This is a genomic window from Sedimentitalea sediminis (assembly GCF_042687825.1).
Taxonomy (GTDB): Bacteria; Pseudomonadota; Alphaproteobacteria; order Rhodobacterales; family Rhodobacteraceae; genus Sedimentitalea.
Genome location: NZ_JBHUQE010000006.1, coordinates 81,601 through 108,066 on the forward strand (window position 1 = coordinate 81,601; position 26,466 = coordinate 108,066).

General features: G+C 66.2%; 22 protein-coding genes. 5 read left to right on the top strand and 17 right to left on the bottom strand.

The genetic code is table 11. The features are described from left to right. Position 1: 1 nt before the first annotated feature. The 5 genes from ffh to ACFMPD_RS07145 form a co-directional block, all read right to left on the bottom strand. Positions 2 to 1,504: a signal recognition particle protein gene (gene ffh / locus ACFMPD_RS07125; protein ID WP_380993104.1), complete on the bottom strand. Its 1,503-nt coding sequence runs from the start codon at positions 1,502 to 1,504 to the stop codon at positions 2 to 4. A 1,123-nt stretch (positions 1,505 to 2,627) separates the two neighbouring features. Next, positions 2,628 to 4,670 (bottom strand): hypothetical protein, encoded by a 2,043-nt coding sequence (locus tag ACFMPD_RS07130; RefSeq protein WP_380993105.1) that lies wholly within the window; start codon positions 4,668 to 4,670, stop codon positions 2,628 to 2,630. Beyond that, the gene (locus ACFMPD_RS07135) at positions 4,667 to 7,444 is read right to left on the bottom strand and encodes a DUF4159 domain-containing protein (protein ID WP_380993106.1); all 2,778 of its coding nucleotides are present in this window, start codon (positions 7,442 to 7,444) and stop codon (positions 4,667 to 4,669) included. Before ACFMPD_RS07135 ends, ACFMPD_RS07130 begins: the two co-directional genes overlap by 4 nt. Then, positions 7,441 to 8,319, bottom strand: a complete 879-nt coding sequence (locus ACFMPD_RS07140) for a DUF58 domain-containing protein (RefSeq protein ID WP_380993107.1) — start codon at positions 8,317 to 8,319, stop codon at positions 7,441 to 7,443. The genes ACFMPD_RS07135 and ACFMPD_RS07140 overlap by 4 nt, the downstream gene beginning before the upstream one ends. Then, a complete protein-coding gene (locus ACFMPD_RS07145) occupies positions 8,316 to 9,323 on the bottom strand; it encodes an AAA family ATPase (RefSeq protein ID WP_380993108.1) in 1,008 nt (335 codons plus the stop codon). The genes ACFMPD_RS07140 and ACFMPD_RS07145 overlap by 4 nt, the downstream gene beginning before the upstream one ends. Before the next feature lie 68 nt (positions 9,324 to 9,391). Between ACFMPD_RS07145 and ACFMPD_RS07150 the strand changes: the two genes are divergently transcribed. From ACFMPD_RS07150 to ACFMPD_RS07160, 3 genes are all read left to right on the top strand, one after another. Further along, on the top strand, positions 9,392 to 9,973 hold the full coding sequence (locus ACFMPD_RS07150) for a DUF1285 domain-containing protein (protein WP_380993109.1): 582 nt from the start codon (positions 9,392 to 9,394) through the stop codon (positions 9,971 to 9,973). A 191-nt stretch (positions 9,974 to 10,164) separates the two neighbouring features. Beyond that, on the top strand, positions 10,165 to 10,917 hold the full coding sequence (locus tag ACFMPD_RS07155; protein ID WP_380993110.1) for a hydroxypyruvate isomerase family protein: 753 nt from the start codon (positions 10,165 to 10,167) through the stop codon (positions 10,915 to 10,917). Positions 10,918 to 10,992: 75 nt separating this feature from the next. Continuing rightward, positions 10,993 to 11,223, top strand: coding sequence for a DUF2798 domain-containing protein (locus tag ACFMPD_RS07160; protein ID WP_380993111.1), 231 nt, complete (start codon positions 10,993 to 10,995; stop codon positions 11,221 to 11,223). Positions 11,224 to 11,250: 27 nt separating this feature from the next. Here ACFMPD_RS07160 and rarD read toward each other — a convergent pair whose 3' ends face one another. Both rarD and ACFMPD_RS07170 read right to left on the bottom strand, forming a co-directional pair. Beyond that, the gene (gene rarD, locus ACFMPD_RS07165) at positions 11,251 to 12,171 is read right to left on the bottom strand and encodes an EamA family transporter RarD (RefSeq protein ID WP_380993112.1); all 921 of its coding nucleotides are present in this window, start codon (positions 12,169 to 12,171) and stop codon (positions 11,251 to 11,253) included. Positions 12,172 to 12,362: 191 nt separating this feature from the next. Then, positions 12,363 to 12,680 (bottom strand): DUF3775 domain-containing protein, encoded by a 318-nt coding sequence (locus ACFMPD_RS07170; RefSeq protein ID WP_380993113.1) that lies wholly within the window; start codon positions 12,678 to 12,680, stop codon positions 12,363 to 12,365. A 187-nt stretch (positions 12,681 to 12,867) separates the two neighbouring features. Here ACFMPD_RS07170 and ACFMPD_RS07175 point away from each other — a divergent pair, with 187 nt between their 5' ends. Further along, positions 12,868 to 13,788 carry a ketopantoate reductase family protein gene (locus tag ACFMPD_RS07175; RefSeq protein WP_380993114.1) on the top strand — a complete coding sequence of 307 codons (921 nt, stop codon included), beginning with the start codon at positions 12,868 to 12,870 and terminating at the stop codon, positions 13,786 to 13,788. A gap of 10 nt (positions 13,789 to 13,798) precedes the next feature. Here ACFMPD_RS07175 and ACFMPD_RS07180 read toward each other — a convergent pair whose 3' ends face one another. Then, positions 13,799 to 15,037: a DNA recombination protein RmuC gene (locus ACFMPD_RS07180; RefSeq protein ID WP_380993115.1), complete on the bottom strand. Its 1,239-nt coding sequence runs from the start codon at positions 15,035 to 15,037 to the stop codon at positions 13,799 to 13,801. Then, on the bottom strand, positions 15,034 to 16,878 hold the full coding sequence (mutL, locus tag ACFMPD_RS07185) for a DNA mismatch repair endonuclease MutL (RefSeq protein WP_380993116.1): 1,845 nt from the start codon (positions 16,876 to 16,878) through the stop codon (positions 15,034 to 15,036). Before mutL ends, ACFMPD_RS07180 begins: the two co-directional genes overlap by 4 nt. A gap of 225 nt (positions 16,879 to 17,103) precedes the next feature. Between mutL and ACFMPD_RS07190 the strand changes: the two genes are divergently transcribed. Further along, the gene (locus tag ACFMPD_RS07190) at positions 17,104 to 19,134 is read left to right on the top strand and encodes a DEAD/DEAH box helicase (protein ID WP_380993117.1); all 2,031 of its coding nucleotides are present in this window, start codon (positions 17,104 to 17,106) and stop codon (positions 19,132 to 19,134) included. A gap of 4 nt (positions 19,135 to 19,138) precedes the next feature. On the opposite strand, the gene ACFMPD_RS07195 is transcribed toward ACFMPD_RS07190, so the two are convergent. The 8 genes from ACFMPD_RS07195 to ACFMPD_RS07230 all read right to left on the bottom strand — a co-directional run bounded on the left by ACFMPD_RS07195 (position 19,139) and on the right by ACFMPD_RS07230 (position 26,376). Next, positions 19,139 to 20,068: a metal ABC transporter permease gene (locus ACFMPD_RS07195; protein ID WP_380993118.1), complete on the bottom strand. Its 930-nt coding sequence runs from the start codon at positions 20,066 to 20,068 to the stop codon at positions 19,139 to 19,141. After that, positions 20,065 to 21,270 carry a metal ABC transporter permease gene (locus tag ACFMPD_RS07200; RefSeq protein WP_380993119.1) on the bottom strand — a complete coding sequence of 402 codons (1,206 nt, stop codon included), beginning with the start codon at positions 21,268 to 21,270 and terminating at the stop codon, positions 20,065 to 20,067. The genes ACFMPD_RS07195 and ACFMPD_RS07200 overlap by 4 nt, the downstream gene beginning before the upstream one ends. Before the next feature lie 4 nt (positions 21,271 to 21,274). Next, positions 21,275 to 22,081, bottom strand: a complete 807-nt coding sequence (locus ACFMPD_RS07205; RefSeq protein WP_380993120.1) for a metal ABC transporter ATP-binding protein — start codon at positions 22,079 to 22,081, stop codon at positions 21,275 to 21,277. 1 nt (position 22,082) lies between these two features. Then, a complete protein-coding gene (locus ACFMPD_RS07210; RefSeq protein ID WP_380993121.1) occupies positions 22,083 to 23,045 on the bottom strand; it encodes a metal ABC transporter solute-binding protein, Zn/Mn family in 963 nt (320 codons plus the stop codon). Positions 23,046 to 23,252: 207 nt separating this feature from the next. Next, positions 23,253 to 23,951 carry a CDP-alcohol phosphatidyltransferase family protein gene (locus ACFMPD_RS07215; protein ID WP_380993122.1) on the bottom strand — a complete coding sequence of 233 codons (699 nt, stop codon included), beginning with the start codon at positions 23,949 to 23,951 and terminating at the stop codon, positions 23,253 to 23,255. Positions 23,952 to 24,021: 70 nt separating this feature from the next. Next, the gene (locus tag ACFMPD_RS07220; protein ID WP_380993123.1) at positions 24,022 to 24,609 is read right to left on the bottom strand and encodes a recombinase; all 588 of its coding nucleotides are present in this window, start codon (positions 24,607 to 24,609) and stop codon (positions 24,022 to 24,024) included. Positions 24,610 to 24,751: 142 nt separating this feature from the next. Next, on the bottom strand, positions 24,752 to 25,672 hold the full coding sequence (locus tag ACFMPD_RS07225) for a tyrosine recombinase XerC (protein WP_380993124.1): 921 nt from the start codon (positions 25,670 to 25,672) through the stop codon (positions 24,752 to 24,754). Beyond that, positions 25,669 to 26,376, bottom strand: a complete 708-nt coding sequence (locus ACFMPD_RS07230) for a DUF484 family protein (protein WP_380993125.1) — start codon at positions 26,374 to 26,376, stop codon at positions 25,669 to 25,671. Before ACFMPD_RS07230 ends, ACFMPD_RS07225 begins: the two co-directional genes overlap by 4 nt. Positions 26,377 to 26,466: the final 90 nt, after the last annotated feature.

Genomic DNA, 26,466 nt, shown 5'->3' on the forward strand with positions numbered 1-26,466 from the left:
GCTATTTCTTCTTTCCGAAACCGGACAGGCCGGGGGGCAGGCCCATGCCACCGCCCAGACCGGGCAGCCCGCCGGGCAGCTTGCCGCCGCCCATCTGTTTGGCCGCCGCCTCCAGCGCTTTGGGGTCCATGGTCGACGGATCGGGCATGCCGCCCTTGCCGAACATGCCCTGCATGGCCTGTTTCAGCATCTTGCCTTTGCCCATCTTGCCCATCTTCTTCATCATGTCGCCCATCTGGCGATGCATCTTGAGCAGCTTGTTCAGGTCGCTGACCTCCATGCCGGCGCCGCGAGCGATCCGCTTCTTGCGGCTGGCCTGCAGAATCTGCGGGTTGGCGCGCTCTTTCTTTGTCATCGACTGGATCATGGCGATCTGCTGGCGCAGGATCTTGTCGTCGAGCCCGGCATCCTCGACCTGTTTGGCCATCTTTTTCATGCCGGGCATCATGCCCATCATGCCCTGCATGCCGCCCATCTGGATCATCTGTTCCAGCTGCATTTTCAGGTCGTTCATGTTGAACTGACCCTTCATCATGCGCTTCATCATCTTTTCGGCCTGTTCGGCCTCGATGGTTTCCTGCGCCTTTTCCACCAGGCTGACGATGTCGCCCATGCCCAGGATGCGCCCGGCCACCCGGTCCGGTTCAAAGGTCTCGATGGCGTCCATCTTTTCGCCCAGACCGACAAAGCGGATCGGCTTGCCGGTGACCGCGCGCATCGACAGCGCCGCACCGCCGCGCCCGTCGCCATCCATCCGCGTCAGCACCACACCGGTGACGCCGATCTTGTCGTCAAATTCTGTGGCGACATTGACCGCATCCTGTCCGGTCAGGCCATCGACCACCAACAGGGTTTCGCGCGGTTGCGCGATATCGCGCACATCGGCGGCCTGCTGGATCAGTTCGGCATCGATATGCAGGCGCCCGGCAGTGTCCAGCATATAGACGTCATAGCCGCCCAGGCCGGCCTGGGTCTTGGCGCGTTTGGCGATCTGTACCGGGGTCTCGCCCTTGACGATGGGCAGGGTATCGACACCGATCTGGGTGCCCAGAATCGCCAGCTGTTCCATCGCCGCCGGGCGGTTGGTGTCCAAGGACGCCATCAGCACACGCTTGCCGTCGCGTTCCTTCATCCGCTTGGCCAGCTTGGCGGTGGTGGTGGTCTTGCCCGACCCCTGCAGGCCGACCATCAGGATCGGCGCCGGCGGGTTGTCGATTTTCAGCTTGCCGGGATCCCCCTCGCCAGTCAGCACGTCAATCAGCGCATCATGCACGATCTTGACCACCTGCTGGCCCGGTGTCACCGATTTGGTCACCGCCTGGCCGGTGGCCTGTTCCTGCACCTTCTTGATAAAGTCGCGCGCCACCGGCAGCGACACGTCGGCCTCCAGCAGCGCAACGCGCACCTCGCGCAGGGCGGTCTTGACGTCCTCTTCGGACAGCGCGCCCTGCTTGGTCAGCCGGTCAAAGACGCCGGACAGGCGTTCGGATAGGTTTTCAAACATGCCGAGGCTCCTTCAACCCGTTGCGCTCTGAACCCCACATAGGCAGGACCCGCCAGAATTGCCAACGCCCCGGATCAATCGTCGCGGCCCCGGACCGGGGCAAAACAAACGGGGGCAAAACAAACAGTTTTGCCCCCGTGGGCGCGACGCGCTGACGGAGGGCGATCCCGGGGCAGGCCACGGGACCGGAAGACATGACGGACTTCCGGATTGCGCCGGTATTTAGGCCGCAAGGGCGGATGAGTCAACTGGCGGGCGCGCCGAAAATGCATGCTGCCGGCCCCCGCAGGCACAGCGCGGAGCGCCATGCGTGATCCTGCACGATACTCGGAAACGGCCGGTAAGCGTCGCCGATGAAACCACCGCCAGCGACCCTGACGCGGCCATGCTGGGCGATCCGCAGGAAGACACCTGATGATCTGCGCGATCAGGCGGGAGCAGGTCCCAAAACGGCTCGCGCGGTGGTCGTGCAAGGGGTATGTGCCCGGATATTCGCCGAATTGGTACAGCCCGGGCTGGATGGCGAGAGCATCAAATTCGGTCTTTCACATCCGAGTGCTGCGCGCAGCGGCAAGTCCCGCAACAGGGCGCGCAACCAAACCGGACAGCGCCGTGGCCCGCCTGTTGCCGCGGGCAGCCAGGGGTCATGATGCAGGCCGGGTGCGCGAAACCCCTGAGGACAGAACGATTGCCTCCCGAATCCCGGCATTGCCCGGCACCAGGACAGGCCCGCCAAAACACGACCACGCTTTCAACCGACAAAGACACGGCATCGAGACCCTCTTCACCTGCTCCTGAGACTGGCGCCTTAACGCCGCTCCCGACAACTGATGCGGCGCCCCGTTCCGCGCTCCGGTCTGCCTGGCCGCGACCGTCTGGTTCTGATTGTGGGGCCTGAACCTGCCGGATGCCGGAGGCTGCGCAAAGATGAATCGTGCCGAACCGGACCCAGCGACCGCCGATGACGTCGCCGCCCGTGTCCGGCGGGAACGCCAGGTCAGGTCAACCGCGATCAACGGGTGGTGCTTGCGCTCCAATCGCCGGCGCCGGGGCTTGCGGCCTTGCGCAACTGAACCGGGGGAACTGCTCAAGCACTCAGGGTGAACACGACCAAATGGGCGGTTCAGCGACGGCCCTCGCGCAGCCAGCCGCCCACGATCAGCGCCGAGGCCAGGATCAGCACCAGCCAGGCGGGCAGCAGCGGCGATTGGGTGACATCCCGGGTTTCATAGGCATCGCGCGGTGTCAGCCCGATCCAGCCGCGCCCGGCGGCGGGCCGGCCGGGGCGCACGTCGCGGATGTCGGGCATCCCGTCCTCCAGCCGAAACACGCCGCCGCGCAAAGGCGCTATCAGCGGCTCCAGCAAGCTGGCCGTGGCGATGGTTTCCTCGAATTCGCGCGGCGCTGCCGGACCCAGCCCGATCACCGCCTGCATTTCGCCCTCGGCCAAACGATAAAGGCCGATCTCGGGGCCGTCATAGGTGGCTTCGAACCGGCCCGGCGAGACCTCGGTCAACTCGATCCCGACCGTGCCGCCGTCCGGGCGCGTGACGGTCACAGGGCCGACCGTTTCGTCCAGCGTCCGGCGGATGATGCGCATGCTCTGGCCGGTCGCTTCGGCCCACAGCGCGTCCTCTTCCAGTTCCGGTTCCTTCATCATCCAATGCGCCAGGCGGCGCAGCAATTCCAGTTGCGGCCCGCCGCCCTCGTATCCCCGGCTCCACAACCAGGCATGATCCGAGGCCAGCAGCGCTACGCGACCCTCGTCGACCCGGTCCAGGACCAGCAGAGGGCGGTCTTGGATGCCGGACATCAGCACCGACCCGGATTGCGGTTCGACATCGATCTGGCGCAGCCAGGCCCCCCAGTTTTCGGCTTCGGGCAGATCGGCCGTGACCGGATGCCGCTCGCCCAGGTCGGTGACGGTTGGGCGGTATTTCTCCTCGATCACCCGGGCGGTGGGCTGGGCGGGCAGAATCCGCGCCAGCGGCGATCGATAGATGCTGTCGGCGCCAGCGAAATCCGGCCCCGCAGCCACCAGCACCGCGCCGCCCTTTGAAACATAGTTCGCGACATTGTCGAGATAGATCGCCGGCAGGATGCCGCGACGCTTGTAGCGGTCAAAGATGATCAGATCGAAATCCTCGATCTTTTCCAGAAACAGTTCGCGCGTGGGAAAGGCGATCAGCGACAATTCCCCGACCGGCACGCCATCCTGCTTTTCCGGCGGGCGCAGGATGGTGAAATGCACCAGATCGACGGAACTGTCCGATTTCAGCAGGTTGCGCCAGGTGCGGCCACCGGCATGCGGTTCGCCGCTAACCAGAAGCACCCGCAGCCGGTCGCGCACGCCGTTCATCTGGATCAGCGCGCTGTTGTTGCGGTCGGTGATTTCGCCCGCCGCCATCGGCACGGCGAACCGGATGACGTTGCGCCCGCCATGGGGCAGGGTCACCGGCAATTCGATATCGCGACCGATCGGCACCTGAAAGCGCTGGGCCTCGGCCCCGTCGATCGAAATGTCCAGCGGCGCCATGGCAACCGGGTCCGGGGCCGCGCCGCTGTCCTCGATGCGCAGGGTCAGGGTGACGGATTCGCCGATGATCGCAAAGGCCGGGGCATTGCGCACGATCAGGCGGCGGTCCCAGTCCGAGGCGCGACCGGTCAGCAGCAGATGCAGGGGAGCGGGCAGGACGGGAGCGCGGTCGATATCGTGTACCCGGCCGTCGCTGAGGGCGATGATCCCGGCAATCCGGGCGCGCGGTTCCTCGGCCAGCACGTTGGCCAGGGCGCTCAGCAATTCGGTCCCGGCATCGCCGGCGCCATCGGGCACGGCGACTTGGCGCAGCTCGGTATTGGGGCGCGCCGCCAGTTCGGCGATGAGGGTTTCGCTGGCGCGCGCCATCTGGTCGGGTCGGTCCGACAGGTCCTGGCTGGCGCTCTGATCCTCGATCAGCACCACGATGTCGGTCAGCGGTGTGCGATCCTCGACCTGATAGACCGGTCCGGCGATCGCTCCCAGCAGGACCAGGGCGGCCAGCGTGCGCAGTGCCCAGCCGGACAGCCCGCGCCACAGGGCCAGCAGCACACCCGCCAGGGCCAGCCCGGCCAGCGCCCAGATCATCGGCCAGGGGATCAGCGGGTCAAAGACGACGGTTCCGGTCATTGTCCCAGCCTGTCCAGCAAGGCGGGCACGTGCACCTGGTCGGATTTGTAGTTTCCCGTCAGCACATGCATCACCAGGTTGACGCCAAAGCGAAAGGCCAGTTCCCGTTGCCGTTCGCCGGCAAAACCGCGTCCCACGGGCAGCATCGGTCGGCTGCTGTCGTCCACCGCCCAGGCGGCGGCCCAGTCATTGCCGCCGATCACCACCGGGGTGACGCCGTCATTGAGGTTGCGAAATGGCATGCCTTCTATGCGTTCCGCATCCGGCGGCGCCGCTTCGACCCAGATCTCGCGCCCGGTATGGCGGCCGGGAAAATCCTGCAGCAGGTAGAACGAGCGGGTCAGCACGTGATCGGCGGGCAGCGGATCCAGCGGCGGAATGTCCAGCGGCGCCGCCAGTTGCTGCAGCTTGCGGCCGTTCGGGCTGGCGTTGCCATATCGGGCGATGTCCGCGTCGCGGGTGTCGAACAGGATCAGCCCGCCCGAGCGCAGATAGGCGTTGAGGCGGGCATAGGCCTCGGCGGACGGCGTTGGCTGATCCGGTGTGATCGGCCAGTAGAGCAACGGAAAGAACGCCAGTTCACTGCGTTCCAGATCGATGCCCACAGGGGCGGCAGGTTCGATCGAGGTGCGGAAATACAGTGTATCGGACAATCCGCGCAGCCCGGCCCAGGCAATCCGGTCCACCCGGTCGTTGCCAGTCAGGACATGCGCCAGCGCCAGTTCGCTGGCGGCGGCAACGACCGTTTCGCCCGTACCGCCGGATTGCTGCGCCCGCAGTGGGGCGGGATGGGACAATCCGGCGATCCCCGCCAGCGCCAGCGCCGCCACGGCCCGGCCCGGCCCCAGACGCCCGGACAGGGCGAGCGAGGCGATCACGTCCAGCACCAGCAGGCCGATCGCGAGGCTCAGCAGCAGTCCGCCCAGGGGCCGCTCGCGGGTGACAGACAGGCCCCCGACCGGGATCCGGCCGGGCCATGTTGCCGGCGTCAATAGGCTGTCCGCGGACAGGAGGTTTCGTGCCAGCCGCCTGTCATCGCTGGCGTACAGGCCCGGGCGCAGTGACGGCCCGGCCGGGGCGCTGACCAGGTCGGCGCCGTCGACCCCGGGCAGTGTGCCGGCATCGGACAGGCCGCCGAACCCGTCCATCACCTGGAGCGGCGTCCAGGTGGTGCCCTGCAGGTCGCCGGCTTGCGGTCGCTTGGCCGACGAGGATACCGCCAGCCGTTCCAGCATTTCGACGAACAGCCCGGACAGCGGCAGGCTGGACCATTCGGCATTGGCGGTGACATGAAACAGCACCACCTGCCCCTGACCCAGCGGTTTGCGGGTGACCAGCGGCGTGCCGTCCGACAGGGCGGCAATCACCCGGTCTGCCAGCACCGGATCTGGCTGCGCCATCACCTGCGCGCTGACAGTGACGTCGGCGGGCACGGACAGGCCGAAAAAGGGCGAGCCTTCGGCGAACGGCGCCAGGGCCTTGGGCTCGCCCCAGCTCATCGCGCCGCCGACGCTGCGGCCCCCGGCGCGCAGGCGGACCGGCATCAGCGGATGTTCTGCGCTGCGGCTGATGCCGCTGGCCGCCAGTCGCGGCCCGGCAAATCGCAGCAACATGCCGCCGGTCTCGATCCAGGCGGTCAGCGCCGATTCTTCGGCCGCGGACAGGGTGGCGACATCCGCCAGCACCACCACGTCCGGATTGGCGGGCAGCAGGTCCAGCAGCGCACCGTCCAGCAAATCGGCGGTCGGCACCAGCGCCTGTTTCAGATAGTGCAGCGGCGCCAGCAGCTCGAGTCCCTCGCGATCCTCGCGCCCGGCGATCAGCGCAACCTCGCGGCGGCGCAGCCCGTCATCGGTCAGGCTGAGCGCGCCTGCTGACCGCTGGCCGCGAATCTCGAAGCGGGTGATGCGGGCCCGCAGTTCCGCCGGCAGCGACAGGGCCGCCGAGGCGGTGGTTTCACCGATGCCAAACCGGGCCGGCACCTCTGCCAGAACCCGCGTGGTGCCGGCCGGGTCGCTGCCCTGGGCCAGGATCGTGATCTCGCGCGCCACATTGTCCCGCGAGCGGTGCGCGGTCAGTTGCACCGCGCCGTCCTGAAATGACGCCGGCGCCAGACCCAGAACCGCGGCGCCGGTCTGAAACACGCGGACGGATCCGCGGCTCTCGAGCGCCGCCAGCAGATCGGCACGGCCCTCATGGTCCAACCCGTCGCTGATCCAGATCGTGTCGAACCCGTGCCGGACGGCGTCCAGTTCCTTTTGGGCTGCCGCGACCTGTGTCGGTCCCGGCGACCAGGGGGCGGGCGCCAGTCCCGCCAGACGGCTGCGCCAGATATTGGCGGCCTGGAATAGTGGCTGTTCGGGTTCGCTCAGACGCAGGATCGACACCGGCCGCCCGGCACGCCCGGCCTCGGACAGGTGCGTGTCGATCAGGTCGATCCTGTTGGGCCAGCGCGTCGCGCCGGCCCATCCGGCGTCCAGCAGGATCAGCAGCGGCCCGTCCGCGCCGTGCTCGTCCTGTGGGTTCAGGACCGGCCCTGCCAGTCCGACGATCACCGCCGCCACGGCCAGCATCCGAAGCAACAACAGCCACCAGGGCGTGCGGTCCGACACGCTTTTGTCGTCGCTGAGCCCCAGCAGAAGGGCGACGCCGGGGAACCGCCGGCGGACCGGTGCGGGCGGAACGGCCCGCAGCAGGAGCCACAGGACCGGCAGCGCCAGCAGCCCCAGCAGCAGCCAGGGCGAGGTGAAGCCGATGCCGGCCAGAACTGTCATGGCTGGCTCCGATCCAGCGCCCGGTACAGCCACAGCAATGCCGATTGCACGCTGTCGCCGGTGTGGTGCAGGCCCAGTTGCCAGCCGGTCAGGCGGCACAGATGCGCCAGCCGCGCCTTGCGATCTGCCAATCGCTGCAGGTAACGGTCCCGCAGGTCATCGGCCTTGAGCGTCTCGTGGGTCAGCGTGCCGCCGACGCTGTCGAAAATGGTGCGGCCGCGAAAGGGAAACAGTTCTTCGCTGGGGTCCAGAATCTGCAGCAGCACCCCGCGTACGCCGCGATCGGCGGCCTTGGTCAAGGCCTGTTCCACCTCGACCACATCGCCCAGAAAATCCGAGAGGAACAGCGCCCGCGCATGCGGGATCATTGCCCGGTGTTCCGGTGCCGCGTAGTCCCTGGCGTCATCCTCGGCAAAGGCGGCGGCCAGTCGCAGGATCTGGGCATTGCCGCGCCTTGGGGGCAGGTCGGTGCCGCATAGTCCGACCCGTTCGCCGCCCCGTGCCAACAGGATCGCCACGGCCAGCGCCAACAATCGGGCGCGATCGATCTTGGGCGGCAGGTGATCGCCCGAGGCAAAGCGCATCGACGCGCCCTGATCGACCCACAGCATCACCGATTGCGCGATCTGCCATTCCCGCTCGCGCACGAATTGCTGATCACCCCGGGCCGACCGCCGGTGATCAATCAAACGTTTGCTGTCCCCCATCTGTGCCGGGCGGTATTGCCAGAAATCGTCGCCCAGACCTGCGCGCCGCCGCCCGTGCTCGCCCAGCAGAACCGTGCCGGCCAGTTGCTCGGCGCGTGCCAGCAGCGGCGGCAGGCGGCTGGCTTCGGCCTCGGAACGTTCCCGCAAGGTGAGGGCGGCGGGTGTCACGCAGCGGCCTCGGTACGGGTCAGCGCCTGGGCAGTGGTGTCGATCAACTCGGCCAGGCTGTCGCCGCGCGCACGGGCGGCAAAGTTCAGCGCCATGCGATGGCTGAGCACCGGGCGCGCCATGTCGATCACGTCGTCCGCACTGGGCGCCAAACGCCCCTGCAGCAGCGCCCGCGCCCGCACCGTCAGCATCAGCGCCTGCGCTGCTCGCGGCCCTGGCCCCCAGGCGACGGTCTCGGCCACGCGGTCGGACACGCCCGGTTCGTCCGGGCGAAAGGCGCGTACCAGATCGAGGATCATCTCGACCACGGATTCACCCACCGGCATGCGCCGCAGCAGGGATTGCGCGGCCAGCAATTCGTCGCGGGTAAAGACCTGGCTGGCCACCGCGTCCTCGATTCCGGTGGTGGCAATCAGGATGTCACGTTCGGTGTCGCGATTCGGGTAGTTCACATCGATCTGCACCAGAAACCGGTCCAACTGGGCTTCGGGCAGGGGATAGGTGCCTTCCTGCTCGATCGGGTTCTGGGTTGCGAGAACGTGAAAGGGCGGATCCAGCGGGCGGTCTTCGCCGGCAACCGTTACCGTGCCCTCTTGCATCGCCTGCAGCAGTGCGGACTGGGTGCGCGGGCTGGCGCGGTTGATCTCGTCCGCCATCAGCAACTGGCAAAAGATCGGGCCCGGCACAAAGCGGAACGACCGCGTGCCATCCGCCGCCGTGTCCAGCACCTCGGATCCCAGAATGTCGGCCGGCATCAGGTCGGGCGTGAACTGGATGCGGTTGCCATGCAGACCCATGACCGTGGACAGGGTTTCGATCAGTCGGGTCTTGCCCAGCCCCGGCAAGCCGATCAACAGGCCGTGGCCGCCGCACAACAATGCCGTCAGGGTCAGATCCACGACCCGCTCCTGACCGATGAACCGGCGGGTGATCGACCCCTTGGCTTCGGCCAGCTTGGCTTCCAGCGCTTCAATCTCGGCGACCAGATCGGCAGGATCGGACATGACATTCCCTTCAGGTGGCTTATAGTTCGACAGTAAGTGTATTCTGCGCAGAGGAAATGACAAAAACAATGAACGGACAAAAAGCTGTTACCCCGTCGGCCGAAGGCATCGCCGCGTCGGTTCGGGCGACCAAGGGGCGGGGCCTGCCGCCGGTCCACCTGTGGAATCCGCCCTTTTGCGGCGATCTGGACATGCGCATCGCCCGCGACGGCACCTGGTTTTATCTGGGCACGCCGATCGGGCGTTTCGAGCTGGTTCGGCTGTTTTCCTCGATCCTGAAACGCGAGGACGGCAAGTACTTTCTGGTGACGCCGGTGGAAAAGGTCGGGATCGTCGTGGACGACGCGCCCTTTGTCGCCGTGGATTTCGAGCGTCAGGGTGCGGGCCGCGAACAGGTGCTGACGTTCACCACCCATGTCGGCGACACCGCCACGGCCGGTCCCGAACATCCGATCCGCGTCAGCCGCGTCCCCGACACCGGCGAACCTTCGCCCTATGTTCTGATCCGCGCCGACCTCGAGGCGCTGATCGACCGCAAGAGCTTTTACCGGCTGGTCGAGCTGGGCGCGCATCACGACGACTGGTTCGGCCTGTGGTCGCAAGGCCAGTTCTTTCCGATCATCCCCTCGCAGGAACTGGCGAATATCTGAACCGCGATCACGGTCTGCCACGTGCCGCAGGCTGCGGCCCAGCAGCGTCATCCCGCGGGCTCGAATGGCGTTGCATCGGCGATGAAAATTCAACCGAGACGCGAAATTCCGCCGATTTGCGGGCCTCGCTCTCTTGGCAGGCCGCGGCGGCGCAGGCTAAAGAGGCGGCGCATTTGTTTAGTGAGTCCTCTATGCCCCGATTTGCCGCCAATCTCTCGTTGATGTTTGCCGAATTGCCCTATCTCGACCGGTTCGACGCGGCTGCGGCCGCAGGGTTTGAGGCGGTCGAAATTCTGTTTCCCTATGACATCCCGGCCAAGGAAACCCAGCGGGCCTTGCTGCGCAACGGCCAGACGCTGGTGCTGATCAACGCGCCGCCGCCGAATTATACCGGCGGCGATCCCGGATATGCCGCCATTCCCGGCGGCGAGGGCCGGTTCCAGCACGACATCCGCCGCGTGCTGCGCTACGCTGAGCAGCTGAAACCCCGGCTGATCCACGTGATGGCGGGACACACGGCGGCGGCCGGGGCGCAGGAAACCTTTGTGCGCAATCTGCAATGGGCGGCCGATCAGGCCCCGGAACAGCTTTTTACGATTGAACCGCTCAACCCAGGCGACCAGCCGGGGTATTTCCTGAACGATTTCGGGTTGGCTGCCGAGGTTCTGGACGCCGTGGCGCGCGCGAATGTCGGGCTGCAGTTCGACAGCTATCATGCCCATCTTATTCACGGCGATGCCGCGCGGGTCTGGCGCGATCATGGCGCCCGTGCGGTGCATGTTCAGGTCGGCAATCCGCCCGACCGCAGCGAGCCGAAACCCGGAGCGATCGACTTTTCGGCCCTGTTCGCCGAAATCGACGCCAGCGACTATGACGGCTGGGTCAGTGGCGAATACACCCCATCGACGGGGCGCACCGCCGACAGTCTGAAATGGATGACATGATACCGCAGAGCGGGGCTCTGGACTATTTATTCAGAAAATGGCATGTGAATGCGGCTTGCTGAAGGAGACCTGCCGATGATTCCCGCCCGTTTCGCGCCGATCCTGTTCGGTTTCATCCTGTCCGGCCTGATGTCCTGTATCGTTTCGGGCATCGCCACCCTGCGCGCGCTGGGTGCGGGCGAGGGGTTTGTCGCGGCCTGGATGGGATCCTGGAGTTTCAGCTGGGCGGTGGCGTTTCCTGTCATTCTGGCCGTGGCGCCGGTGACCCGGCGCATGGTTGCGATGCTGGTGCGGGCCGACACCTGACGCGTGGGCCGCGATAACCGGTAACTGCTATTGCGGCCGCGGCGGGGCCACACCGCGCCGGGCGCTGCGTGCCTGGCGCACCAATGTTGTCGAGTAGATCAGCAAGGCCAGCCAGATCATCGGAAAGGCGATCCGCCGTGCGCCGGAAAATTCTTCGCCGAACACGAAGACTGCTGTCAGAAAGATCATCGTCGGTGTGATGTATTGCAGGATGCCGATGGTGGACAGGCGCAGCAGCTTGGCACCGTTGGCATAGATCATCAGCGGCGCAGCGGTGATCACCCCACAGCCCAGCAATAGCCAGGTATCGACCGGGTTTCCGGCCCACAGATGGTTCCGACCGGTGCCGACCAGCCAGGCGACATAGCCCAGCGCCAAAGGTGTCAGCAGCAACACCTCGAGCATAAAGCCCTGATTTGGTCCGATGGGCAGCCATTTCTTGAAAAACGCATAGAGGCCCCAGGAAAAGGTCAGCCCAATGGCCACCATCGGTACGCGCCCAGCCTCAACGGTCAGCAGGACGACGGCCGCCGCGGCCAGCAGAATCGCGGCGATCTGCGCCGGGCCGAGCCGCTCGCGCAGGACCACGGCGCCCAGCAGGACGCTGAACAGCGGGTTGATGTAATAGCCCAGCGCCGCGTCCAGGGCCTGGTCCGCCGAGATCGACCAGACATAGATGCCCCAGTTCACGGTCACCAGAGCCGCCGTCACGGCGGCCATGGCCAGGGTGCGCGGCGATGTCAGGGCCTGGCGCAGATCGCCGGTGCGCCCGATCAGCACCAGGACCAGACCGGCCACGGGGACAGACCAGAGGATACGATGGGCAATGACTTCGGCAGGCGAGATATGCGCCAACGCCTTCATATACAGTGGCAAGAGTCCCCAGAGTACATAGGCCGAAACCGCAAAGGCAAAGCCGCGGCTGCTGTCCTGATTATCTGGCATCATGCTCACCTCCGATGGCCCGCCGCGCGCGGGATATCTCGCAGGTATATGATTGCTGTGTTAAGAACCATGGTCAAATTGCGACCGAAACTGACGGTAATCGACGACCGTGCAGCCACCATCGCAGAAACCGGTTCTGCCAGTACTCCGTTCCAGCCCGTTTTCGGTGCCGTGGTCCGGCGGGCGGGGTCGCGCTACATCAGTTCATCTTCGGCGTCGGTAGCGGAAATGCCCAATGCATCCAGCCCGTTTTCCAGATGGTCCGACATGTGCGGCGTCCCCAGCACGTAATCGGCACAGGGGGTCGATGCCTCTGCCTTGGCGGTGGCAATGGCTTCGGCCAGATCGTCGACATCGAAACTTTCGCGCCCGATCCACATGATCGCCACCAGCTCGGCCTGTTCGTCTTCGCTCATGCGGTCGATAAAGCCCCGCAACTCGCCCTCGGCCCGGTGCAATTCACGCCCCATCAGAACGACTTGCGCCACTTTGCGTGGGGAAATCTCCAACATTACGTATTCCTCCTGTTCGCGGTCCCTTGTCCGTATGTGATACCCCAGCCACGCCTGCCGTCCTTGATCTTGCGCAAACCGGTCGTCCGCCGGGGCGGTTGCTGCGAAACCATGCCATTGAAGCCAAGTCCCGGGCTCTTATACTGATTTGGCGCGCGACCGGTGCGCGCACCAAGGAGGGACGGACATGAAGATTGCGACCATGGCAACAGGGGGGATCGGCGGATTTCTGGCGGTGCGGCTGACTCAGGCCGGACATCAGGTCGCCGCCATTGCGCGCGGTGATCATCTGCGGGCCATCGCCGAGAACGGCCTGACCCTGGAGCATGGCACGGGCGTCGACACGGTGACCCCCTGGATTGCCACGGATGATCCTGCCGAGGTGGGCGAGGTGGACGCCATCATATTCGGCGTCAAGGGCGATGCACTGGAATCGGCGGCAAAAGCCTGTCTGCCGATGATTGGCGAGGACACGGTCGTTGTGCCTTTTCTGAACGGGGTCGAGGCCAGCGAGCGGCTGATGCAGATCCTGCCGGCGCATTGCGTCGCAAACGGCATGGCCCAGATCTCGACCACGATCGCCGCGCCGGGCGTCGTCCGGCAGGTCGGTGATTTCAGCCGGTTTGTTTTTGCCGAACGCGACAGCCAACCTTCGGCACGCATCGATGCGTTGCGGGCGGCGATCAAGGGCGCCGGTGCATCGGCCCCGGCGACCAACGATATCGACCGCGATCTGTGGATGAAGTTCGTTCTGTTCTCGGCGGTGTCCGGTGTCACGGCCGCCGGGCGCTGTACCATAGGCGATATTCTCGATCATCCGCCACTGGCCGATCTGATGCGGGCGGTGATTGCCGAGACCGCCGCGATCGGACGGGCCCGGGGCATTTCCCTGCCGATGACCGCCGAAGCGGACACCTGGAACCTGGTTCAGGGCCTGCCGCGCGCGATGCGGGCCTCGACCGCGATCGACCTGGAAGAAGGCCGCCCGCTTGAAATCGAGTGGATTTCCGGCGCCGCCAGGCGTCTTGCGGCACAGATGGATGTCCCGGCGCCGATCAACTCGGCCCTGTATGCGCTGTTGCTGCCGCACAAGACGGGCCACGGCTAGAGGCCGGTTTTCAGGGATCGGATTTGCCCAGAGGCACCACGTTGGACGCCTCCTGTTCGGCGATCTCCTCGAAATCGAAATTGTCCAGCCGCTGCGCCCGACGTCCGGCTTTTTCGGCGCTGATGCGAATCTCGGAGATATCCTTGGCCGCCTGACCGAAATGCCGGTCCAGATTATTCACCCGGTCGCCCAGCCGGTCGACATCCTTGTGCAGCAGGCCCAGCTCGCGGCGGATTGCGCCGGCCTGTTCGCGCATGCGCGCATCTTTCAGGATTGCGCGCATCGTGTTCAGCGTCGCCATGCAGGTGGTCGGCGACACGATCCAGACCCGCGCGGCAAAGCCGTCGCGCACCAGTTCCGCAAAATTCGCGTGCAGCTCGGCATAGACCGCTTCGGAAGGCAGGAACATCAGCGCGCCATCGGCGGTTTCGCCCTCGACGATGTAACGGTCTGAAATCGCCTTGATATGGGCGCGCACGGCGGTGCGCATCATCCTGGCGGCCTCGGTTGTCTGGGCCGGGGTTTCGGCGCGGCGCAGCGCCTCATAGGCCTCTAGCGGGAATTTGCTGTCGATGACGATGGGGCCTGGCGGATTGGGCAGGCGGATCAGACAATCGGCGCGCTTGCCGTTGCTCAGCGTCGCCTGCAATTGATAGCTGTCCTTGGGCAGCGCCTTGGACACGATGTCGTTCAACTGAATTTCGCCAAAGGCGCCACGCGTCTGCTTGTTGCTCAGGATGTCCTGCAGGGACAGCACATCGCCCGACAATTTGGTGATGTTGTCCTGTGCCTTGTCGATGGTGGCCAGACGCTCCTGTAGCTGGGTCAGCGAGGTTGCGGTCTGTTTGCTGCTGCCATGCAGGGTTTCGCGCATACGCTCCTGCATCTCGGTCAGGGCGCGGTTCTGGCGCATCATGTTGTCGGCCAGCCGGTCGTTCAGGTTCTGCTGCACATCCGACAGCCGGGTTTCCACGGTCTGTACCATCTGCACCTGGGCATTGGCCTGGGCATCGGAGACATGTTGCAACCCGCCGCGCAGCTGTTCCTGCCCCATGCCCAACTGCTGCACATGCTGCCCCAGCACCGCCATTTGCTGCGCAAGAGGTTCGGTCAGGCGGGCCGAGCGTGCCGCAGCGCGTGCGGCCAGAACCAGAAGGACCAGCACCAGCAGGATCAGCGTCGCCGCCCCCACCGCGCCCAGCACAAGCGGGTCGTTTGGCGCATAGCTTATACCGCCGATCTCGATCATGTGCGCCCGAAAAGGCGTTCGATATCGGCCAGTTTCAGTTCCACATAGGTCGGGCGGCCGTGGTTGCACTGGCCGGAATGCGGGGTGGCTTCCATCTCGCGCAGCAGGGCGTTCATCTCTTCGGCGCGCATGCGGCGGCCCGAGCGGACCGAGCCATGGCAGGCAACGCGCGACAGGATCGCCTCGATCCGGGCCTGCACGGTCTGACTGTCGCCCTGATCGGTCAGTTCATCGACGATGTCGCGCAGCATCGCGGCCGCATCGACCTCGCCCAGGATCGCCGGCGTTTCGCGCACCGCGATGGCGCCGCCGCCAAAGGGTTCGATGCTCAGACCCAGCCGCGCCAGATCGTCGGCGATGTCCAGCAGCCGGGCGCAATCCGGTTCCGGCAGATCGACGATTTCGGGGATCAGCAAGGCCTGCGCGGCCACGCCGGTTTCGGCCATCTGGCGTTTCAGCTTTTCATAGACCAGGCGTTCATGTGCTGCGTGCTGATCGACGATCACCAGGCCGGTCTCGGTCTGGGCGATGATGTAATTCTCGTGCACCTGGCCGCGTGCGGCGCCCAAAGGCAGGGCCTGTGCCGTCTCCGGCTCTGCGGGGTCGGGATCGGTCGGCAATTCGACGACGCGGGCGCTGTAGCTGTCCCGCATTTCAGCAAAGCCCGGGGCCTGTGCCGCATAGCCGGCGCGGCGCGCCTCCGGCGACGGGCGATCCATCTGATAGACCCGCGCGCCGGTCGGTTCCGGCGTCATCGCGCCCAGCGTGGCTTTCGCCACCGTGCTCGAGGCGCGGTGTCCGGCCTCGGCCAGCGCATGGCGCAGCGCCGAGACGATCAATCCGCGCGCGATGCCCGGATCGCGGAACCGCACCTCGGATTTCGCCGGGTGCACGTTGACGTCGACCAGCGTCGGGTCACAATCCAGAAACAGCGCCGCCACCGGGTGCCGGTCGCGCGACAGAAAGTCGAAATAGGCCGCCCGCAAGGCGCCGCCCAGCATCCGGTCGCGCACCGGGCGGCCGTTGACGAACAGATATTGCGCCACTGCCGCGCCGCGGGAATAGGTCGGCAGGGCGGCATAGCCAAACAGGCGGACGCCCTCGCGCGTGGCGTCGATGCGCAGCGCGTTGTCGGCGAAATCGCGGCCCAGGATACGGCCCAGCCGCCCATGCAGCGCGTCAAACAGATCGCCGGTTTCGGGATCGGCCCGAAACACCACGCGCCCGGCACCGCCGCTGACATCGCGCAGGGCAAAGCCGATGGCCGGTTCCGCCATCGCCAGCCGTTTCACCACATCGGTGATCGCCTGCGCCTCGGCGCGATCGCTGCGCATGAATTTCAGCCGGGCGGGCGTGGCATAGAATAGGTCCGACAGCTCGACCACCGTGCCGCCGCCCAGCGCCACCGGTTTCACCGGACCGATCTGCCCGCCGGCAACCCGGATACCGGCGGCGTCGGCCCCGGGCACACGGCTGGAGATGCTCAGGCGTCCGACCGCGCCCAGGGACGGCAGGGCTTCGCCGCGGAACCCGAAAGTGTGGATATTCAGCAGATCCGAACCGTCGATCTTGGACGTTGCGTGTCGTGACAGCGCCAGCGGCAGATCCCCGGCGGCGATGCCGCAGCCGTCGTCGGTCACCCGGATCAGCGTCTTGCCGCCATCCGCGACATCGATGCCGATGCGCGTGGCACCCGCGTCGATGGCGTTCTCGACCAGTTCCTTGACCGCCGAGGCCGGGCGCTCGACCACCTCGCCCGCCGCGATGCGGTTGATCGCGGCTTCGTCCAGTTGACGGATTACCGGGCGTTCTTCGCCGATTTGGGGGTTCGTGTGCGCCATACCCCTATACCTAGCATGGGTATCAACGATTCTGCCACCGGAATGATCGGCGTGCCGCCCGCAAGGCCACAACCGTAACTTGCAGGGTGCCGGCCGGTATCGCCACAGGGGTGCGGCACCGGTATTTACGCTATACATCGCGCCGCGAACCGGATAGGTGCCGTCGCTTGATTCACCCTGCGCGTCGTTTTCCCGCCCGCGCCGTCAGCAGAAAAGAACCCGCACGTGAAACACACTTTGGCAGAAGCGCTGCAGCGGCAGGGCTATGACACCCTGACCCCGGTCCAGCAGGCCGTGACCGATCCCGGGCTGGGCCATTCCGACCTGCTGGTGTCGGCACAGACCGGGTCTGGCAAGACCGTCGGCTTTGGCCTGGCCATCGCGCCGACCGTGTTGGGCGAAGGCGATCATTTCGACGCTGCCGGGGCACCGCTGGCGCTGGTCATCGCGCCGACCCGGGAACTGGCGCTGCAGGTCCGGCGCGAACTGGCCTGGCTGTTCGGCCCGGCGGGGGCGCATCTGGCCTCGTGCGTCGGCGGCATGGACATGCGCGACGAGCGCCGGGCGCTGGCCCGCGGAGCGCATATCGTGGTCGCCACGCCCGGTCGGCTGCGCGACCACATCATGCGCGGAACCATCGACATGAGCGCCCTGCGCGCCGTGGTGCTGGACGAGGCCGACGAGATGCTGGACCTGGGATTTCAGGAGGATCTGGAATTCATCCTGGCGGAATCGCCGCAGGACCGGCGCACGCTGATGTTTTCGGCCACGGTGCCGCGCGGCATCGCCCGGCTGGCGGAAAACTATCAGACCGACGCGATCCGCATCACCACTGCCGCCGAGGCGCGCCAGCACAGCGATATCGAATACCGGGCCCTGTCGGTGGCGCCGCGGGACGTGGAAAACGCCATCATCAACGTGCTGCGCTATTACGAGGCGCCCAATGCGCTGGTCTTTGCCAATACACGGGCGATGGTCAACCGGCTGACCACGCGCCTGTCCAATCGCGGTTTTTCGGTGGTGGCGCTGTCCGGCGAACTGTCACAGAGCGAACGCACCCATGCGCTGCAGGCGATGCGCGATGGGCGGGCGCGGGTCTGTGTTGCCACCGATGTCGCGGCCCGGGGCATCGATCTGCCCAGTCTTGATCTGGTGGTGCATGCAGAACTGCCCAACAGCCATGAGACCCTGCTGCACCGCTCGGGCCGCACGGGGCGGGCCGGGCGCAAGGGCGTCAGCGCGCTGATCGTGCCGCCGGTCGCGCGCAAGAAATGCGAGCGGTTGCTGCGCTTTGCCAAGCTGACCGCGGAATGGGACCAGGCGCCCTCGGCCGAGGCGGTGCGCGCCCGCGACGGCGAACGGATGCTGGCCGATCCGGTCTGGCAGCAACCTGCCGAGCCGACAGAACTGGCGCGCGATCTGTTGGCGCGGTTCGGCCCCGAGCAGATCGCGGCTGCCTATGTCGCGCTGTATGAAAGCCGTCATTCCGCGCCCGAGGAACTGTCGCCTGCGGGTTCTGCGGCCAAACCCGAGCCGCGCGCGCCCTTTGGACCCAGTGTCTGGTTCTCGGTTTCTGGTGGTAAAAAGGCCGGGATCGAGACCCGCCGCCTGCTGCCGATCCTGTGCAAGGCAGGCGACATCACCCGGGACGACATCGGCGCGATCCGCATTCAGTACGACGAAAGCTTTGTCGAGATCAGCGAGGCGCGCGCCGACGGTTTTGCCGCCGCCCTCGGACCCGAGATGACGGTCGAGGACGGCGCCAGGGTCACCCGACTGGACAGTGCACCCGATCTGGGTGGCAGGCAGCGCCCGGGTGGCAAACCCGTTGGCGGCAAACCTTTCAAGGGCAAAGCCAAGCCCCATCGCGGCAAGCCGCCGACCGAACCCGTCGCACAGGCGACCGCCGCCGCCGCGCCCCCGGTGGCGCCGCCGGACGCAACTCCAATCGATTGGAACGACGCCCCCGTTCCCCGGGTAAAAAAGCCGAAACCGGGATCAAAACCCAAGGGCGCGGCCGCAAAATACAAGAAACCCCGTGCCAAGGCCGCCGGCCACCCCGGGGGGGCTGATACGCCTTATCAACCGCGCGGGACGGCGGCCAAACGGAAACCGGTTCCGCCGCACAAGGGCGCCGCGCCGCTTGTGGGCAAGCCCAACAGCAAGAAAAACAAGGCCCGCCGCGCCGCTGCCGCCGCTGCGGCAAAGGCGCAGGGCGGGGACAAGCCTCCCAAGCGCCGTACGCCGAAATCGTGACGCATCAGCCCTGTTGCGGCGCCCCGGCCCGGGTGCGGCAAGGGCCGAACAGCGCCGCCGCAGCCAGGATCAGGCCGGACATCGTGGCGATCATGCCGGCCGCGCTGACCGCATCCTGACCGCCCAGCCACAGCGGGCCGTAACCTGCCAGAATATAGCCACTAACCGCGGAAAGCACCGCAAAGGCGACGCTCCAGGCCACCTGATGTTCCAGCCGGTTGGTCATCAGCCGGGCCGCCGCGGGCGGGCAGATGAACATGGCGATCACGATGATCGAGCCGACCGCGTCAAAGGCCGCCACCGCCGCCACCGCCGCGGTGATCACCAGCGCCAGCCCCAGCAGATCGGTGCGGATACCCAGCGTGCGGGCAAAGCCTTCGTCAAAGGTCGACAGCTTTAGCGGTCGCCAGAACAGCAGGGTGAACAGGATCACGCCGATCAGGGTGATCGCAATGCGCGGCAGTTCCACCGGCAGGCCGCGCAGGGCCTCGTGGTCCAGCAGCGAGCTCCAGCCGGTGGCGTCCAGCCAGATCAGGCTTTCCAGATTGCCATAAAGCGCGTGTTCCACATCCAGGTGGACGCTGGACGTGTCGGACTGTTCCAGCAGCAGTACCCCGGCGGCGAACATGGCCGTAAAGACCACGCCCATCGCCGCGCCCGGCTCGATTCGGCCCAGACGGCGGATCGCCTCGATCAGCACCACCGCCAGCACCGCGGCGCCGGCAGCGCCCAGCATCATTGGCCAGGCGGCGATCACACCGGTCGCCAGAAAGGCGACGACGATGCCGGGCAGGACCACATGGCTGATCGCATCGCCGATCAGCGCTTGCCGCCGCAGCACCAGGAAATTGCCGGGCAGGGCACAGGCCACGGCGGCAAAGATGCCGATCAGCAGCGGTGGCAGTGACAGGGGAACGAACTCGGAACCGGTCATGCGGGCACGCCTTTCGGTCCGCCGATGATGCGGTCGACCTCGGCGATCTGGTCCCGGGTCAGGACGGTTTCGATGTCGCGCAACCCGTCATACAGGGCCGCCGCTGCCTCGTGGGTCTGATCGGCGCGGATCACCTGCCAGCGTCTTTCGTCGCGCAGCGCCTTGGCGGCGCGGGCGCGGCCCTTGTCGGTGGCAACCCCGTCCGGGCGCGCCAGCCCGGCCCGGTGCAGCAGGCGCAGCGTCAGTTTTTCATAGATCGGCTGACCCTGGGCCAGCGCCAGCAGCCCCTGGCGCAGATGCACGCGCTTTTGAAACCGCAGGTGGCGCAGCACCGCCGCCAACACGCCGCGCCCGGGGGCCAGCAGTAGCGACAGGGCAAAACAGGCAAAGCTGACCAGCACGATGATCGGCCCCGTTGGCAGGTTCGGGGCCGAGGCCGAAATCGCCGCGCCGACATAACCCGATGCCCCGCCGACCAGCCCGGCCAGCAGAACCACCCGGTCGCTGCGCTCGGTCCAGAACCGCGCGGTGACCGGCGGGATGATCAGCAGCGCGACGATCAGGATCAGCCCGACGATCTTCAGCCCGACGACGGTGATCGCCATGACCAGCGCCATCATCGCCAGATCGATCCGCGCCACCGGCAGGCCGCGTGCCGCGGCATATTCCGGGTCAAAGGCCACCAGGGTCATCGGCCGGCGCAGCAGCAGGATCAGCGCCAGCGTGGCGGCCCCGCCCAGGGCGATCACCAGGGCGTCGTTCCACAGCATGCCGGCGGTCGAGCCCAGCAAAAAGCTTTCCAGACCGGCCTGTCGGCCCGATCCCATGGTCTGGATGATCGTCAACAGCACGATGCCCAGCCCGAAAAACACCGACAGGACGGCGCCGATCGCCGCGTCTTCGGCCAGCCGGGTGCGGCGCACCAGCCAGTTGAGGCACAACAGGCCGACCCAGGCGGACAGGGCCGAGCCGGCCAGCAGTCCGATCAGGTTGCGGCCATCGCCGCCCAGCATCACCATCAGGATAAAGGCCAGGCAGACGCCGGGCAGGGTGGCGTGGCTGATCGCGTCGCTGACCAGGGCGCGTTTGCGCAGGAACAGGAACGTGCCCGTGGCCCCGGCGGCGACACCCAGCAGGGTCGCGCCGATGGCCACCAGCGTGGCGTTATAGCCCAGTTGCAGCAGCAGCGCGTCGCTTATCATGGTGTCACCCCAGGGCGCGGGCCAGCTGGTCGACCTGCGCGGTGGCCAGACGTCCGCCATAGGTGGCCTGCAGGGTCTCGGCGGTAAAGGTCGTCTCGACCGGACCCTCGGCGACCCTGCTGGTGTTGATCAGGAACACGTTGTCGAAATAGTCGCGCACCGTCGCCAGGTCGTGATGTACGACCACCACGGTCTTGCCTGCCGCGCGCAACGATTTGAGCACGCCGATGATCGCCTTTTCGGTGGCCGCATCGACCCCGGCAAAGGGTTCGTCCAGCAGATAGAGATCGGCATCCTGCGCCAGCGCCCGGGCCAGAAACACCCGTTGCTGCTGGCCACCGGACAATTGTCCGATCTGACGATCCGCGAAATCGACCATGCCGACCCGGTGCAGGCATTCCGTGGCCTGCTGCCGATGCCGCGCCCGGACCCGGCCCAACAGCCCCAGTTGGCGATAGAGTCCCATCAGGACCACGTCGATGACCCGGGTCGGAAAATCCCAGTCGATGCTGGCGCGCTGTGGCACATAGGCGATGCGCGACCGCTGGCTCTGCAGCGGCGCGCCAAAGACCTGGACCTGGCCCGACAGAGGCGTGATGATCCCCAGTGCGGCCTTGAGCAGCGTCGATTTTCCGGCGCCGTTGGGGCCGATGATCGCGGTCATGGCGCCCGGTTGCACGGTCATGTCCACCGAGAACACCGCCGGCTTCTGACCATACGACACCGTCAGCCCCCGGATCGCCAGCGGACTGTCCGCGGCGGAATTCCGTGCCGCGTCCTGCCCGTGCAGGGTTGCCAGTTCCACGTTCATCTCAGAACCCCGCCGACAATCTGCCGCTCATGCCGCGCGCTGGCACGTCCGCGCCCAAGGCCGACGCGATCACTGTCACGTTGTGATCGATCATGCCGACATAGGTGCCCTCATAGGTGCCCTCGGGACCCATCGCGTCGCTGAACAGCTCGCCGCCGATCTGTACCTTGTGCCCCTTGGCGGCGGCCCCCTCGATCAGGGCGCGGATACTGCGGTCAGACACCGAGCTTTCGACGAATACCGCGGTGATGCCACGATCCACCAGCAGATCCACCAGCGCGCTGACCCGGTTCAACCCGGCCTCGCTTTGGGTCGAGATGCCCTGAATGCCCAGCACTTCGACGTCATAGGCGGCGCCGAAATAGCCGAATGCGTCATGCGCGGTCAGCAGGACGCGGTTTTCCGGCGGCACCTGGCGCATGCTGGCCTCGGCATAGCGGGCCAGTCCGTCCAACTCGGCCAGATGCGCCGCGGCGTTGGCGGCAAAGATGTCGGCGCTGTCGGGCCGGGTCTCGGTCAGGGCGATCTGCACCTGCTTGACCACTTCTTTCCACAAAACCGGGGTCATCCAGACATGCGGGTCGAATTTGTCGGCATAGTCGTCATGGCCGCGCAACAGATTGCGTGGCAGCCCCTCGGCCACCGCGACCACGTTGCGCTTGCGCGCCAGGTCCTGAAAAAAGTCTTCCATCTGTGCTTCCAGATACAGGCCATGCCACAGAACCAAATCGGCGCGGGTCATCGCGACGATATCGGTGCGGGTCTGACGATAGGCATGGGGATCGACACCGGGACCCATCAACGCCTTGACCTCAACCAGATCGCCGCCGACCTGCCGGGCGGCATCGGCAATCATGCCGGTGGTGGCCACCACCTGCAGCGGCTGGTCGGCCCGGACCGGTCCAGCCAGCGGCAGGATCATCGCGGCGGCGATTGCAGACAGAAATGTACGGCGCAGAATCATGGTTGGGTCCCATTCAGGTCGGTTTCGATGAATATGAGAGTGACTCGCAAGTAAGTCAATGCTATTGAGAATTATTCGCAAGAAAGACAGGGTGTATCCGGTCCTTCGGAAAGAAATCCAAGGCGCGCGCGTGCAAACCTGTGGCATGCGTGCCGATTGCGCGGGCGGATGCGCTGGGCGCAATGGGTGAGTGCCGGGTTGTAGGTGTCAGTCTGTCTGGCGCGGCGGGATGATCTGTTGTGCGATTCCGGCAAACAGCAGGTAGACGCTGGTAACCACCAGCCCCCAGTGTGCCCAGCTTTGCGGGTGGAAATCGACCCAGGCGGCCCAGCCTGCAAAGAAGGTCCAGGCCAGCGCCATCGGCAATGTCAGGTTGCGCCAGCGTTCGGTGCGCACCGGGTGGACGAATTTCAGGGGTGTAAACATGGTGATGGCCAACGTGGTGACCAGTGCCAGGATGACCCAGAAATTCGGTTGCAGCGCAAACACGACCAGCACCACCATGTTCCAGCAGCCGGGAAAACCGGCAAAGGAGTTGTCCTTGGTCTTCATCCGCGTATCGGCAAAATACATGGCGCTGGCAAAGGTGATGACGATGATCGCGACCCAGCCGGTCCAGCCGCTCATCAACCCGGACTGAAACAGGGCAAAGGCCGGGATGAAGACATAGGTCAGATAGTCGATGATCAGGTCCAGGATCACCCCGTCAAATTGCGGCGCATAGTGTTTGACGTGGTATTTGCGGGCCAGGGGACCGTCGATACCGTCGACAAAAAACGCCACGACCAGCCACAGAAACATCAGGCTCCACTTGGTCTCGGCCGCCGCCAGCATGGCCAGCATGGCAAAGACCGCGCCGGTCGCGGTGAACAGATGGACAAGCAGGGCGCTGTGTTTCGGGGCCATGCCTAGCGTCATGGCGGAACCGCAGATCGGATGCAAAGCAAAATCTCACGACCTGCCGGCGGTGCGGTGCTCAGTTGCCGACGCGCACCTCTTCCAGCGGATAGGCCAGGCTGTCCTGATCCTGCCACGCACCGTGGCAATCGTGACAAAAGCTCTGCGACAGGCGCATCATCCTGCCGTCGGGTTGCACCGCCTCGTAAAACCAGTCATCGCTGTCCGGTGCGCCGCCCTGGTCCAGCTTGGTCATCAGGAACAGGGGGCCGACCCGGGCGGTCCCGTCGGCGCTCAGCGCGATGCTTTCCTTGGCCAGTACCGAGCCGGCGGGCATGCGCACACCCTCGGGGGCAAAGGCCAGATAGGACTCGGCCGCCTCGGCATTGGCAAAAGTCTGTAACAGACGGTCGCCATGCGGGCCGGCGACGGCGGGCCGGGTCGAGGCCACGGTCCAGCCGCGATAGGCGGTGGCTGCCGGATGGCCGCTTTTGGCGTAGGCCGTCTGCATGTCCTGCGCGATACAATCATACAGCGTTTCGATCTCGGCGGCGCTCAGTTCCCAGGTGTCGCCCTGCGGCGCGGCGCAGGTGTCGGCCAGGGCCGCGCCGGTCAGGCCGATCAGGGCGGCCAGGCTGCTCTGGCACAGGTTTGCGGGTCGTGTCATGGTGGTCTCCTCTCGGTAATACGGGATGCCGGGGTCGTGTCGCGAGGTTCCCGTATCGTGCCACGCCCGACCCGCCCGGCGTAGGCACGCTTGTGCACAAGCCTGTGACGAAACGAGAGTCCGGGCTGCGCGGGCGGGCGGATCAGGCTCTTGGGTGGGCGCGGTCATAGACCTCGAGCAGGCGCGCCGTGTCCACCGCCGTATAGGTCTGTGTCGTGGACAGAGAGGCATGACCCAGCAATTCCTGGATGCAGCGCAGATCGCCCCCGGCCTCCAGCAGATGGGTGGCAAAGCTGTGGCGCATCGCATGCGGTGTCGCGGTGGCGGGCAGGCCCAGTTGCATCCGGGCCTTGGCCATTGCCTCCTGGATCGCCCTTGGGTTCAACGCACCGCCGCGGACGCCTCGAAACAGCGGCGTCTCTGCCGTCATCGGGTGCGGGCACAGGCGCAGATAGGCGCTGACCGCGTCGCGGGCGGCATCCAGCACCGGCACCACGCGTTCCTTGCCGCCCTTACCGACGATCCGCAGCGTCGGGGGCAGCGGCGCGTCGGCTCCGGTCAGGCCCAGGGCTTCGGAGATCCGCAGCCCGCAGCCGTAGAGCAGCGTCACCACGGCAACGTCGCGCGCCGCGACCCAGCTGTCTCTGGATTGCAGTTCCACCGTGTCGATCATCGCACGGGCGGCCTGTTCATCCAGCGGGCGGGGCAGTTTCTTGCGGAAACGTGGTGCGCGGGTGGCCAGAACGGCGGTGGGTTCAAACCCCTCGCGCTCTGCCAGCCAGCGGTAAAAGGATTTCACGGCCGACAGCTTGCGCGCCAGCGAGCGCGGTCCGACCCCGGCGCTGCGGGTGCGGGCCATCCAGGCGCGCATGTCCGAAACGCTGATGCGCTGCAGTGCTGCCAGTCCTTGCGCGCCGCCGTGATGCAGACACATGAAACCGAGGAAATCGGTCACATCGCCGCGATAGGCGGCGATGGTGTTTGCCGAGGCGCCGGCCAGCGCCTTTTGCCCGTCCAGCCAGGTCTGCAATGCATCCCGGCAGGCCGGCGAAATCGGGGTCACGACAGCCAGTGGCGCATCGACCGTTCGAACACACCGGCGAAGAACGCCAGCAGGTCGGTGCCTTGTTGCGGGCTGAACTGATGCGAGTCCTTGGCACCCATCACCAGCATGCCGGGCAGGCGACCGGCCCCCAGATCCAGCTTGAGACAGGCCTCGGACTGGATCTGATCGGCGATCTCGCCATAGATGCGGTCGCTGGCCAGCTGGATCTGGCGCAGGCTGACCTGGCGGGGCGATCCGCCGCGCATCTGGGTGATATAGCTGTCCACGAATCCCGGCTCGACCACGGTCAGCACGCTGCCCATGCGCTGCACCGACGGATCGCTCTCGGCCTGGGCGGATTCAAGCACCAGAGTAATGGCGTCCACGCGCAGGATTTCGGCCACCTCGCCCCTCAGATCGCGCAGGAACGGTTCGAACTCCAGCGGATCCAGCAGCCGCAACACGGCGCGGTGCACCTGGTTGGTGCCGGCCAGGTTCTCATAGGCGGCGGCGATGACGCTGCGGTGGGTATCTTCCAGCCGGTCCAGCCGGTTTTCCAGCCGGTCCATTGCGATGCCGCGCAGATCGACGATGTTTTCCCCCATCAGGCGTTCGTTGGCGGACACGAGGGCGCGCATCACGTCCTGATCCTCGAGAATGGCATCGGGTTTGGCAATGATCGCCGAGCGCAGGGCGTCTTCCAGTTTCGGGCTGCTGCTCATTCGGGCCTCGTTTTTTGTGTTTTAGGGCTTATAGCACGTCTGGCGCCATCGTGGCGTGCAAAACCGCGACAGCGCCGCGAATGATGTCCA